Consider the following 12,470-nt stretch of genomic DNA (forward strand, 5'->3'; position numbering starts at 1 on the left):
GCTCCCGCCGAAAGCCCCGCCGTCACCGAGGAGCCTGTGTCGTGACCGGATTCCTCTTCGAACTGTCCTTCTGGCTCGCCGCCCCCGTCTGGCTGCTGATGATCTTCGCTCCGGGCTGGGGCCCGACCGCCCGCGTCGCCGCGTCACCGTGGACCGTGACACCCGTACTCCTCGTCCATCTCGTGCTGGCGATACCGGTGTTCCCGGAGCTGTGGGCCGCGGTGAGCAGCCCGGACATCGACACCTTCCGCGACCTGACGGTCCGGGCGAACGGCGCGGGCGCCGTGTGGGCGCAGGTCATCGCGTGGGACCTGCTCATCGGACAGTGGATGTACCGCGAGTCGCGGCGGCTGCGCGTCTCCCCTCTGGCGATGGGGCCGTTGCTGGTCCTGACGATCCTGTTGTCACCGTTCGGTCTGTCGGCGTTCCTGCTGCTGCGTGCGGTACGGACCCGGCGTACGGACCGCGCCGGCGCCGCGATCGTGTGACCGGCGTTCGTGCGGGGGGCGTCCGCGCGGGGGGCGTCCGTGCGGGGGCGTCCGTGCGGGGGGCGTAGGGCGGACGTAATCGGATGCACGTGGGCGTACTGGGACGTATGGGGGCGGCGCACGGGGTGCCGTGGGTCCGGGCCGGTTCATGTGGAGTTCGTAACAGACGGATCCCCGACGCCCGCTCGTCCGTCCTGCCCTGTGCGGGGGTACCGGCGGAACACGAAGGGGCCAGGGGGCATGATGCGGCGCGAAGAGGGGCGGGGCGGGACGGCCTGGGTTGCGGTCACGGCGGCTGTCGTCACGGTGGTGGGGGCCTCCGTACTGGGAGTCGTCGGCGGCAGCAGCGCGGACGGCGCGGCGATCGGTCGCCCCGGCGACCGGATACGGCCGGTCCCCGCGCCCGCGTCGCCCACGCCCCCTGCCGCACCGCGGCCGGCCCCGGGCCAGACCTCCGTGCCCGACCCGGCGCTGGCCGCACCCGCCGTGAGCATGGACATCGCCCACGCCTCGGACGGGGGCCCGCACGCCGTGAACATCACCATCGACGACGGCCCCGACCCGCGGTGGACGCCGCGCGTGCTGAAGGTGCTCCGGGACAACGGGGTCAAGGCCGTCTTCTGCATGGTCGGCCCGAGGGCCGCCGAACACCCGGCGCTGGTACGGCAGATCGTCGCGGAGGGCCACCGCCTGTGCGACCACAGCGTTCGCCACGACACGACGATGGACCGCAAGTCCCGTTCCTTCCAGCGGGCCGAGATCACCGACGCGGCCGGCATGATCGAGCGGGCGTCCGGCGGCGTGAAGCCCCTGTACTACCGGGCGCCGGGCGGCTCCTTCACCCCGTACAGCCGGCAGATCGCCGCCGCGATGGGGATGCGCCCCCTCGGCTGGAACGTCGACACCGACGACTACAAGCGGCCGGGCACCCGCACCATCGTCAACACGGTCGAACGGGAACTGCCCAACGGCCCGACCATCCTCTTCCACGACGGCGGCGGCGACCGCTCCCAGACCGTCGCGGCCCTCGCGGAGCTGCTGCCCCGGCTGCGGCAGCAGGGCTACGCGTTCGGCTTCCCCGTGCGGTGAGGCCGGGGTGCGCAGTGGGCGGCCCTCTCCGCGGCGCCCGCCGTCCCGTTCACCGGGCGTGCGTACGGTCGCGCGTCCTGAGCCGGAAGACGACCAGCCCGACCGCGCCGAACGCCACGGCCCACGCCAGGCCGAGGAACAGGTGCCCCCACAGCGCCGTACCGCCGAAGGAGCCGCCGACCGCGAACTGCATCGGCCCGAACGACGGGAACCACTGCAGGACCGGCTTGTTGGCGAGCGGATTGCCCAGCGGGTTCTGCAGGAAGGTGTCCATCAGGCCGCCCATGATGATCAGGAAGAAGCCTTCCAGGTCCCGCTTGACCAGGACGCCGAGGAGCAGCCCGAGCGCTCCGTACGTGAGGGCGATGACGGTGAACCCGGCGAGCACGGCGAACCATCCGGCGGCGGTCGGCCGCCAGAAGAACAGCACGGCCAGCGCGGTGTAGAGGGCGATGGCGCTGGAGACGGCGGCGACGGCGAGGGTCTTGGCGCCGATGAGCGTGGACTGCCGGTACCCGGCGAAGACCAGGCGCCGGTCGAAGGCGACCGCCTTGCGGACGGCGTCGAAGACGACGAAACCCGCGATCATCGTGACGGAGTTGAGGCCGGCCGAGATCAGCGTGAGCCGGCCGCCGTCGACGTGCAGCACCTCACCGGTGGCGTACAGCTTGAAGTCGAGCGACTCGCCCGAGGCCATGGCGTCCATCACCAGGTACCAGACGGGCACGAAGAGGACGAGGAGCAACCCGGCGAGGCGGTTGCGGGTCTGGTCGCGCACCGAGAAGCGCAGGGCCGTGGAGAACTGGCCGTAGGCCGGTCGGGGGAGCGCGGTCTCAGGCGCCGACATGGTGGTCCTCCCGGGAGGCGGTGCGCGGGGTGAGGCGGCCGTCGGAGAGATCGGCCAGCAGGTCGAAGCGGTCCTGCTCGAAGACGAGGTGGGTGATGATCACGACGGCCTTGCCGCGGGCCCGCAGATCGTCGACGAGGTCCCAGAAGCGCAGGTAGGTCTCCCAGTCGAAGCCCTGGTACGGCTCGTCGAGCAGCAGGACGTCGGGGTCGTGCAGCAGGGCCAGGGTGAGGTTGAGCTTCTGGCGGGTGCCGCCGGACAGTTCCCCGGCGGCCGACCGCCCGTACCGCTCGTAGCCGAGGAGACGGACGAGTTCCCGGCCGCGGTCCGCGTCGGGCAGCCGGTGGGCGGCGGCGAAGTAGCGCAGGTGCTGTTCGACCGTCAGTGCCTCGTTGAGGACCGGCTGCTGCGGGCAGTGGCCGAGGGTGCCGGACAGGCTGACCTCGCCGCGGTCGGCGGCCAGGGTGCCGGCCAGGATCTTCAGCAGGGTCGACTTGCCGGCGCCGTTCTCGCCGACGACGGCGACCAGTTGCCCGGGGCCGACCGTCAGTTCGGCTCCGCGCAGGACGGGGTGTTTGCCGTAGGACTTGTGGATGTCGGTCGCTCGCAGGACGGGTGCGGTCGCCGTGGGTGTCGAGCCGGGCGCCATACCGGGCCTCATAGGGCCTCCCTAGGGGGTGTCTCCTTGTGATCGGGGTGGTTCCGCGTTCAGCCCGCCCGCGTAGACGCTGAGCATCTCCGGGGCCCAGCGGGTCATGCCGTCGGCGGACAGCGGGTCGGTGCCGAGGACCTCCGTCAGCCGGTCGCGCAGCAGGAACAGCGCCAGGTCGTTGGCGAGGAGCAGCGCGGCCCGTACCGCCGGATCGGCGCCCCGGGAGGCCAGTCCGGCGTCGGCCAGACCGTCCAGAGCGGCCCTGCTGAGCTCGTACAGCCGCCGGAACAGGGTCCGTCCGGCGTCCGTGTCCGACAGCAGCAGCCGGCGCAGGTAGCCCGGCAGGGGCGAGTCGTCGGGCAGGTGCCGGGCGAACGCCTCACTCAGCGAACCCGCCCCGGCACCGGGATCCAGCAGTTCCGCGCCACCCTCACCGGTCAGCTCGCCGAGCAGCGCCTCGAAGACGTCCAGCACACGCTGATCGACCTCCTGGCGCAGCCCCTCCTTCGACCCGAAGTGATGCACGACCAGCCCGGGCGACACGCCCGCGGCCCCGGCGATCTGCCGCACGGTGACCGCGTCCGGCCCGTGCGCGGCGAACAGGGCGAGGGCCTCGTCGCGGATGACGGCCCGGGTGGTTCGGTCGTCCTGGGTTGAACGCATGTACAGCATGCTAAACGCTCGTTCAGTCTCTGTCGAGGGGCGGGGCGGCCGGGCGCCGGGGGCGACCTCCCTCGGGGGCGTGGGTCCCTGGAGGTGCGTGGTCCTGGAGGTGCGTGGTCCTGGGGGTGGCGGTCGTCGGGGTCGCGGACGTCGGGGTCGCGGACGTGAGGCCGTCGGGCCGCCGGTCCGGGCAGGCGGGACCGGGCGGGCGGGACCGGGCCGCGGGCCGAGGGCCGCCCGAGTAAGCCCTGCCCGACGGGAAATCCGCACGGCCGACGGCGCCGGAGCACCGTGCCGACGGGACGGAGACAGGGGCATGGCGACCACCACGGACGAGGCCGGGGCCCGGGCCGGGACCACCCCGTCCGGGCTGCGCCTGCCGGGGATCGTGCTGGGGGTGGTCGTGCTGGGTGTGGGGCTCGGCGGGTTCGTCGACGCTGCCCGCTGCCCGCTGCCCGCTGCCCGCAACCGGGTGCCCGCTGCCCGCTGCCGCGCGCCGTGCTTCGGTCGGCTCTCCGGTGACGTCGCGGTAACGATCCGGCGTGGGCGTGAACGCATCGGACCGGCGCTCCGTATGCCTACCCGATCGAGTGCGTATCCGGACGATCCGCTCGATCTTCCCGGGATCAGTTCAAACAGGCCGCGCACACCGCGGCCACGGGGGAATGCGGGGCAACCATGGTGGCGGCGAGTGACACGGTGCGCAGAGGCACCGTCCTTCCGGTGGACGCGGCGCGCTGGGCGATATGGACCTTCGTCGTCGCCAACGTGCTGATCGTCGAGGTGCTGTTCCTCGGCGCCGGTTCGGGCAAGAACGGGGTACTGACGACCGCCAAGTTCTTCGGGCTGCACGCGGCCCTGCTGATGCTGTTCCAACTGCTGCTGGTGGCCCGGGTGCCGTGGCTGGACCGCCGCATCGGCATGGACCGGCTCACGGTGTGGCACCGCTGGGTCGGCTTCTCGCTGCTGTGGACCGTCCTCACGCACGCCACGCTGGTGGTGCTCGGCTACGCGACACTCGACGACACGTCCATGGGGAAGACGTTCGTCGCGCTGAGCGGGGTGCCCGCCTCGCTGCTGGGCATGCTCGCCGCGGCCGTCGTCGTCGTGATCGCCGCGGTCTCCGCCCGGCCCGTGCGGCGCCGCCTGCCCTACGAGGTCTGGCACGGTCTGCACCTGCTGCTCTACGTGGCCCTGGGCCTGTCGTTCGTCCACCAGCTGCAGGAGACCACGACCTTCACGTCCTCCGGGTTCGCCACGGCCTACTGGTGGACCCTCTGGCTGTTCGCCTTCGGCGCCCTGCTGACCGGCCGCCTCGTCATGCCGCTGTGGCGCAACGCCTACCACCGCTTCCAGGTCACGGCCGTGGTACCGGAGTCGGACGACGTGGTCTCCGTGTACGTCACGGGCCGGCACCTCGACAGACTCCCCGCCCGCGCGGGCCAGTTCTGCATCTGGCGGTTCCCCGGGCACAACCACTGGTGGCTGGCCAACCCCTTCTCCCTGTCGGCGGCACCCGCCGGGCAGGGACTGCGCCTCACCGCGAAGGCGGCGGGCACCACCAGCGCCGGCCTGCGCGACCTCCCCGTCGGCAGCCGCGCCTTCGTCGAGGGGCCGTACGGGGCGTTCACCTCGCTGCACCGCAGCCGCCCCGGCACCCTGCTGATCGCCGGTGGCGTCGGGATCACACCCGTACGGGCCCTGCTGGAGGAGCAGGCGACCGGTGACGTCGTCGTGCTGTACCGGGTGCGCAGCGAGGCCGACGCCGTCCTGCTGAACGAGGTGCGCCAACTGGTCGCGCTCCGGGGCGGACGCCTCCACCTCCTCACCGGCAGGACCGGCGACAACGCCACCCCGCCGTTCGCCCCGGACAACCTGCACCGCCTCGTCCCCGACCTCACCGAACGCGACGTCTACGTCTGCGGCCCGCCCGCCATGACCGGCGCCGTGCTCTCCGGCCTCCGAGACCTGCGGGTCCCCGCACGACAGATCCACGCCGAGAAGTTCGGCCTGGCCTGATGGGGGAGGCGCCCCGCCACCTGGGAGCGGCTGCCCGCCCGGGGAGCGGTGGCGTCGCATAGAGGCGGTGCCACCGGCGAGGGTGGTGCCGCCGGCGGGGGCGGTGCTGCCGGTCAGGGGCGATCCCGCCGACCAGGGGCAATCCCGCCCACCAGGGGCGATCCCGTCGGTCAAGGGCGATCCTGTCGGCCGCTCGCCCGCCCCACGGCCTGACGGTGACGGCGGTGCCCGCACTCGTTCTCGCCCCGCCAGAGCCTCATTGCCCGCTGACCGACGCTGCCCTCTCGCTCCTTCGCTGGGCGGGAGGGGCCTTCCCCGCCTCGACCGTGCCGAGAGGGGACAGACGCGTCGACGCAGTCCGGCCGAAAGACCGGTGTTCACCCATATGGGCGCGGCGCTATGCCCGGCGTACGGCGGCGGGCCACACTGCTGGCATGCCCGAGGATGACACTCAGAGCCCTCCCAGCTCACTGCTCCAGGTGATCGACAACCTCGCGAAGTTCCATCGAGAGCATGAGAAGTACTACTCACAGGCGCCCCTGCGGCAGGCCGCGGAACTCCAGGCGCGATCGCGGGCGCTGAAGTCGCTGGCCGACCGGTGGAGCGACGTGGAAGCGGGGGAGCAGACGTCGGCGATCCCGTTCGCCGGCACTGAGGACCTCAACGCCCCGGGGCTCGTCTCGGAGTCGGGGATCCTCTTCATGGAAGGGGAGGACGAGCCCGCCGAACTCAGGAGACTGAAAAGAGAGGTCGGCATGCTTGCCGACGAGACCGAGCAGGGCAGTGCCTGGCTGACCCAGGCCATGGAGCAGGCGTGGGAGATCGCCGGAAGCCTGGCCGCCTACGCAGAACTCGCCGATCTGCTGGGTGAGCGGCACCGCATCATCGCCAATGACTGGCAGTCGGCCGGCCTCCAGGCTCTGGTCGCGCGGCTGCTGCGCCGTGCCCTCGACCTGCTGGCCCGCGTCGACTTCTCTCCGGCGGCGCTCCGGGCCGACCTGCGAGGCGAGCGGAAGGCACCCGCCTACCTCTATTCGGCGTCTGAACTGCTCGACAGGGCCTCCGACCTGATGGCGGAGTCGGCGACGCTCGTCCACGAGAACGAGAGGCGCTGGCGCACGTTCCGTACCCGGGTCCGCGCATTGCGATCCGAAGAGTCCAGTGGCCACTGAGCGGTCCGCCTGGCACTCCCGAGAAGCGCCGCCACGAGCCGCCGCACGAGCCGTCACGAGGGCCGTCACGAGCCGCCACAAGTCGTCACCAGCCGTAACGCGCCATCACAGCCCCTCGTGACAGGTACACGACCGATCGTTGCGGCATCGTCGTCGGTGCCGTCCCTCGACCTGCGTGTGCGCGTGAGGAGAGATACAAGTGAGAGAGGAGCCGACACGACGGTACGACGTTGCGCCGCCCTGCGGTCTCTGCTGAGTTCTCCCCAGCCCCGGGAGGCCGGGGCAGGACGGGCGATGAATGGACATGGAGAAGGCCGGCCCTCCGGGAAGCGGCCTGGACCGGTTCCCGGATCAGGGCACCTCGGCTACCGCGGTCGTCGACGCGCGGGGGATCGTGACGGGGTGGAGTCCGGGCGCGCGGCTGTTGCTCGGGTACCCGTACGAGGACGTCGTGGGACGTTCCGCGGCACGTCTGCTCGGCGGGAACGCCGACGTCACGGCGTGCTTCTCCGCGATCCGCAAGGGCCGCAGCGGGCCCACTCCGCTGCGGCACCAGGACGGCCACACCCTGGATGCCGAGCTGCGGGCGTACGCGTCACTCGACAGCGGAGGCAACGCACAGTGGCTCATCGTGGCCACCTCGCCACAGCGGCCGCACCGGCCTCGTGAGCCACGTCCGCACGAGGACGAGGCGAAGGCGGACGAGGCGACGACGGACGAGGCGAAGGCGGACGAGGCGACGACGGAGGAAGCGTTCGCACAGTCCGACCTGCCTGTGATGATCTTCGACGCCGAGTTGCGGGCCTTGCGGGGGAGCGCCGGCGCGGCCCGCGAACTGGGTCTCTCGGAGGAGCGGATGCGCGGCCGGCGGGTCACCGACATCCTGCCTCCGCACATCTGCACCACGGTCGAAGAGGGCATGCGCCGGGTGTTCGAGACAGGAGAACCGGAGCGGTTCCAGGTGCACGGCCGGCCGCGGCGCGGGGCCCGCGACAGACACTGGGCCGTATCGGTGTCCCCCCTGAGGAACCCGGCAGGACAGGTGCGACACGTGCAGCTCATCGCGCTCGACGTCACCGAACAGCATCGGGCCCGCGAGCGGCTCGACCTGCTGAACGACGTCAGCGCGCAGGTGGGCAGCACCCTCGACGTGATGCGCACGGCCCAGGAGATGGCCGACGTGGCGGTGGGCCGGCTCGCCGACTTCATCAGCGTCGACCTGCTGGACGGCCTGTTCCGCGGCGTCGAGCCCAGCCCCTCCGCCACCGGCTCCGTCGCGCTGCGCCGCGCCGCGCAGCAGTCCGTCGTACCCGGCATCCCCGAGTCGGTGGTCCAGCCGGGGGAGGTGGACTACTACCCGGAACTCTCGCCCCCCGCCCGCTGCCTGCGCACGGGGCGGTCGTCGCTGCACCGCACCCTGGACGAAGCCATCGACAGCTGGCGGGCCATCGACCCCGAGCGGGCGAGGAAGGTCCGTGACTTCGGGATGCACTCGATCATGGTCATCCCACTGCGCGCCCGCGGCATCACCCTCGGCGTGGCCGTACTCGTCCGCCACCGCCGCCGGAACTCCTTCGACGAGGACGATCTGCTCGTCGCCGAGGAGATCGCCGCCCGCGCTGCCGTGGCCGTGGACAACGCCCGACGCTTCACCCGGGAGCGGGCCACCGCCCTGGCCCTGCAACGAAGCCTGTTGCCGCAGCGGCTCCCCGTCCAGGGGGCCGCGGAAGTGGCCTACCGCTATCTTCCCGCCCGGTCCCGGGCAGGGCTGGGTGGCGACTGGTTCGACGTGATCCCGTTGTCGGGAGCCCGGGTCGCCCTGGTCGTCGGAGACGTGGTGGGCCACGGTCTGCGCGCCTCCGCCACCATGGGGCGGCTACGGACCGCGGTACGCACGCTGGCGGACGTCGACCTGCCTCCCGAGGAGCTCCTCGTCCATCTCGACGACCTGATCACCCACCTCAGGGCGGAGGAGGACACGGCATCGGATTCCGAGTTCGAGATCGTCACCGATCTCGTCGCCACTTGTCTGTACATGGTCTACGACCCGGTGTCGCGCCGCTGCACCGCCGCCGGCGCGGGCCACCCCCCGCCCGCCGTGGTCACGCCCGACGGCAAGGCCGAGTTCATCGATCTTCCCGTCGGCCCGCCGCTGGGAGTGGGAGGGCTGCCTTTCGAAGCGATCGAATGGGAAGTGCCCCGGGGCAGCCTCCTCGTGCTGTACACGGACGGCCTCGTCGAGGTCTCCGAACACGACCTCGGCAAGGGCATGGCGCTGCTGCGCCGGCGCCTGGAGCACCCCGCCGACTCGCTGGACGCCACCTGCGACGAACTGCTCCGGACCCTGCTCCCCGCTCAGCCGGGGGACGATGTCGCACTGCTCATCGCCCGCACCCGGGCTCTCGACTCCGGCCAGGTGTCCACCTGGGACCTGCCTTCCGACCCCGCCGCCGTGGCCGACGCCCGCGACAAGGTCGCCCGTCGCCTCGCGGACTGGGGCCTGGACGAGGTGGGCTTCACCGCCGAGCTGGTGGTGAGCGAACTGGTCACCAACGCGATCCGGTACGGCACCCCTCCCGTCCAGCTGCGCCTGATCCGCGACACCGCGCTCATCTGCGAGGTCTCCGACAGCAGCAGCACCGCGCCGCACATGAGGCGGGCGCGGATCTTCGACGAAGGCGGACGCGGCCTGCTGCTCGTCGCCCAGTTCGCCGAGCGCTGGGGCACACGCCACCGGGCCGGGGGGAAGTCGATCTGGGCGGAGATCGGCGTCCAGGACGAGCGGTCATGACGGCGCCCACCCGACCCACCCGACCCACCCGCGACAGTCCTCTTCTACGCCACCAGGAAGCCCGCGGTCGGGGCGCGAAAATGCCGCAGCGTCCGGGAGACGTCGGAGTCCTGGTTCGGTGAGCGCACGGTGGAGCCTATGGGCAGGGGCCCCACCGCCGAAGTCACATGCGCTCGGTGTTCTTCGCCGATCTGGTCATCCAGGACTGGCAGGCCCATCGGGTCAACCCGCCCACGACGAGGGACACGAGGACGGCGCCCCAGTCGACGACGTGCGGTAGCCCCGGGAAGAAGCCGAAGAAGGCGAGAGTCGCCGTAAGGCCGACGAGGAACGCGACGATCCCGGCCCGCCGACGTCGTGTCTCCCCCGCTTGGTCCGGGCCCGGTCTCTGCTGCTGCTCGGTCATGAGCGGACTCACTTCGTGATGTGGTGGCACTGGCTCACGCGCCGCACCCCGTTGACGTGGAGGTGGGCGCACGCCTTGCCATAACGAGGCAGCGTCTGCGGGTGGTTGTTCCGCATCGGGTCGGCCTTGCACTCGCTGTGCGTCCTACCGCGCGACGTGCGGTAGGTCTTGTTGTTCGTGTCGGCGTACGTGAAGTCGATGCGCCAGTTGCAGAAGCCGCTGCCGAGCGCGGCGACGAACCCGCAGTCGACGCCGGCGTTCTGGTACGTGATCTTTCTGCCGCCTCCCCGGATGATGTGCGTGAACATGCAGCCGGTCGGGACCTTCATCGTCGCGCCACCCACGCTGTACTCGAAGGTGTGGACCGGAGCCGAGCCGACAGCAGTGGCGTGGGCGGCTGTGGGGGAGACTAAGAGGAGGACTCCTACTGCGGCGAAGGCGGCGGTGAGGCGTGTGACGTACTGCATGGCCAAGGCGGCTCCCCTTCGGGTGAACTCGTGATGATCACCAGGGACAACTGCGCCTCCAGCAGGCGGGTTGCAGGAAGCAAGCCGATCTCACCAGCACGAGCGATCGAGACGCTCAACAGGCTGACCAGCAGAAACGTTAACGGTCGCGAGGAGCACGTCCCCAACCGAACGCGATACCCGCGCGGTCGAACTCAGCCTCGACGAGGGCGGACGGCGGGCTCGGTGCCCACCGTTACCACGTCGTCGACTGTGGATGTGTCAAAGGCCCCGGACCAAGATCGGTCCGGGGCCTTTGCGCTGGTGCCCCCGGCAGGATTCGAACCTGCGACACCCGCTTTAGGAGTTTTCTCCAATCAATGCTGTGACCTGCGTAAACGCACTGCTTGACCCGTCTGGCCTGGGGAAATACCCCTTCGTGGTTCTCGCATGTTCGCGGGGTTTCCCGGCCTCATGTGTGCTGAATCCGTTCCGGTTGGTTACGCCGATTTTTGTGACACCGATACGGCCGCGCCGGACGGTATGGCACCCTTGAAGCAGCTCTCGACCGGGACCGCTCGGCTGGTGGCTCACGACCACCGGAGAGTACGCAACGGCACTTCCCTCCCCAGCCAATTCAAGGGAGGGTGGACCCGGCCGACGATCCAAGATCGTCGGATCGGGCGCTGGCCGTTGCGGTAAGCCGCCCCGTCAGTGCGGAGATTGCTCTGGCACTTTGATGGGGGTCGCCGTGACGGCGTTTCTGCCGTTCATCGTCCGGGTTCCACTGCTGGTGTGGGCCCTGCTCGCGGTCGCGTTGCTCTACCTGCTGCTGATCATCCTGCTGTCGCTCACCGCGGTGTACGCGAAGAAGCCGACGCGGCGCCGCGCGGCAGCCGACATGGTTCGAACTCTCTGGTTCAGTAGGAGCCGGAACGACGATCAATCCCCAGCCTCGGAGCCGCGGTGACGGGCACGCGACCGAAGCCGGATACGGGGTCCGGCCTCACATGCTTGGGCGTCCTCAGAACGGTGGTTCGCCGGGGTAAGAGGCGCCGCCTCCCCAACCGGAGGACGGAGGGGCGGACGAGGGGGGTGGAGCGTCCAGTGCGTCGTTCCACATCCGCCGCAGGTCCTGCCGCCAGGTGGACGTCTCGTCCCCGAAACCGCCCACGTGGTACTCCGTGTCGGGATCGACGTGGGCCCGCTCGCACAGCACCGTGAGAACTGCATCGACTACGGCCCAGCTCAGTGGGACAGTCTTGCCCCGCAGCATCTTCCGGATCGTCTCTCGGCTGACCGTGAAGGCGTCGAACTGCGACTTGCCGGCGATGTCATCAGAGATGGCCCGCAGCGTGGGACGCCCGGCATCCCGGTAGTGCGCGAACAGCGCCTCTACAAACTGGCGGCGTGGGCCGTTCGGCAGCTCAGCCTCGGTCGGCATGCGCAAGACCTGTGCCATGAGCCCTCCCCTGGCCTTTGACCAGGGAAGTCTACTGATGACAACCGAGGACACGCTAGAACCGAGTAATAACCAGCCTTGGCAACCAATGAACCCGCGCTGACCAGCGCAAACCCCAGTGACCAACTGGTCGGAACAGCCTCCAGACTGGATGTGAGAGCGCCGAACTCGCCTAGCAACTCGCGGTGTTCGGCTGCGGCAGTCGCCGCCCCGGAAAGGGTGACGGCCCCCTGTTGCCTCAGGGAGCCGCCTCGTGAAGCGACCGACAGCTCCGTACCAGGAGGAACTATCAGCACTGCATCCGAGCCTACGGGCCAGTCGAACGAAGCGTCACCCCGGTCTCGCTGGATCTTCTGGAAGACCAGGGGCCCCGACCTCCGCAAGAACCGACGTAACCGCCACCTGCGGTCCCTTCTCCGCACCGCCGGCTACGGC

Annotated in this window: 12 protein-coding genes; 6 read left to right on the plus strand and 6 right to left on the minus strand. The window is 70.7% G+C overall.

Annotation, left to right across the window (positions count from 1 at the left end; translation table 11 throughout):
- The first annotated feature begins 41 nt into the window (after positions 1 to 41).
- Positions 42 to 488: an ABA4-like family protein gene (locus AC3ET3_RS29695; protein ID WP_435613212.1), complete on the plus strand. Its 447-nt coding sequence runs from the start codon at positions 42 to 44 to the stop codon at positions 486 to 488.
- A gap of 243 nt (positions 489 to 731) precedes the next feature.
- Complete coding sequence (locus tag AC3ET3_RS29700) at positions 732 to 1,577, plus strand: polysaccharide deacetylase family protein (RefSeq protein WP_432138517.1); 846 nt, start codon at positions 732 to 734, stop codon at positions 1,575 to 1,577.
- A gap of 49 nt (positions 1,578 to 1,626) precedes the next feature.
- Here the strand turns inward: AC3ET3_RS29700 and AC3ET3_RS29705 are convergent, their stop codons facing one another.
- Genes AC3ET3_RS29705 through AC3ET3_RS29715 form a run of 3 tightly spaced genes read right to left on the minus strand, consistent with a single transcriptional unit; the run spans position 1,627 to position 3,739 of the window.
- Positions 1,627 to 2,424: an ABC transporter permease gene (locus AC3ET3_RS29705; RefSeq protein ID WP_432138504.1), complete on the minus strand. Its 798-nt coding sequence runs from the start codon at positions 2,422 to 2,424 to the stop codon at positions 1,627 to 1,629.
- The gene (locus AC3ET3_RS29710) at positions 2,411 to 3,073 is read right to left on the minus strand and encodes an ABC transporter ATP-binding protein (protein WP_432138516.1); all 663 of its coding nucleotides are present in this window, start codon (positions 3,071 to 3,073) and stop codon (positions 2,411 to 2,413) included. The genes AC3ET3_RS29705 and AC3ET3_RS29710 overlap by 14 nt, the downstream gene beginning before the upstream one ends.
- A 21-nt stretch (positions 3,074 to 3,094) precedes the next feature.
- Positions 3,095 to 3,739, minus strand: a complete 645-nt coding sequence (locus tag AC3ET3_RS29715; protein ID WP_432138503.1) for a TetR/AcrR family transcriptional regulator — start codon at positions 3,737 to 3,739, stop codon at positions 3,095 to 3,097.
- A gap of 678 nt (positions 3,740 to 4,417) precedes the next feature.
- Between AC3ET3_RS29715 and AC3ET3_RS29720 the strand changes: the two genes are divergently transcribed.
- From AC3ET3_RS29720 to AC3ET3_RS29730, 3 genes are all read left to right on the plus strand, one after another.
- Complete coding sequence (locus AC3ET3_RS29720; RefSeq protein ID WP_435613206.1) at positions 4,418 to 5,758, plus strand: ferredoxin reductase family protein; 1,341 nt, start codon at positions 4,418 to 4,420, stop codon at positions 5,756 to 5,758.
- Positions 5,759 to 6,192: 434 nt separating this feature from the next.
- On the plus strand, positions 6,193 to 6,930 hold the full coding sequence (locus AC3ET3_RS29725; protein WP_432138500.1) for a hypothetical protein: 738 nt from the start codon (positions 6,193 to 6,195) through the stop codon (positions 6,928 to 6,930).
- A 298-nt stretch (positions 6,931 to 7,228) separates the two neighbouring features.
- The gene (locus AC3ET3_RS29730) at positions 7,229 to 9,721 is read left to right on the plus strand and encodes a SpoIIE family protein phosphatase (protein WP_435613207.1); all 2,493 of its coding nucleotides are present in this window, start codon (positions 7,229 to 7,231) and stop codon (positions 9,719 to 9,721) included.
- A gap of 163 nt (positions 9,722 to 9,884) precedes the next feature.
- Here AC3ET3_RS29730 and AC3ET3_RS29735 read toward each other — a convergent pair whose 3' ends face one another.
- Together AC3ET3_RS29735 and AC3ET3_RS29740 are read right to left on the minus strand one after the other, a co-directional pair.
- Positions 9,885 to 10,127, minus strand: a complete 243-nt coding sequence (locus tag AC3ET3_RS29735; RefSeq protein ID WP_432138498.1) for a hypothetical protein — start codon at positions 10,125 to 10,127, stop codon at positions 9,885 to 9,887.
- An 8-nt stretch (positions 10,128 to 10,135) separates the two neighbouring features.
- The gene (locus tag AC3ET3_RS29740) at positions 10,136 to 10,594 is read right to left on the minus strand and encodes a hypothetical protein (protein WP_432138497.1); all 459 of its coding nucleotides are present in this window, start codon (positions 10,592 to 10,594) and stop codon (positions 10,136 to 10,138) included.
- A gap of 730 nt (positions 10,595 to 11,324) precedes the next feature.
- On the opposite strand from AC3ET3_RS29740, the gene AC3ET3_RS29745 reads away from it, so the two are divergent.
- Complete coding sequence (locus tag AC3ET3_RS29745; protein WP_435613208.1) at positions 11,325 to 11,543, plus strand: hypothetical protein; 219 nt, start codon at positions 11,325 to 11,327, stop codon at positions 11,541 to 11,543.
- A 54-nt stretch (positions 11,544 to 11,597) separates the two neighbouring features.
- On the opposite strand, the gene AC3ET3_RS29750 is transcribed toward AC3ET3_RS29745, so the two are convergent.
- Positions 11,598 to 12,035, minus strand: a complete 438-nt coding sequence (locus tag AC3ET3_RS29750; protein WP_435613209.1) for a hypothetical protein — start codon at positions 12,033 to 12,035, stop codon at positions 11,598 to 11,600.
- Positions 12,036 to 12,470 lie beyond the last annotated feature (435 nt).

The sequence above is a fragment of the Streptomyces sp. bgisy159 genome (genome assembly GCF_057707805.1).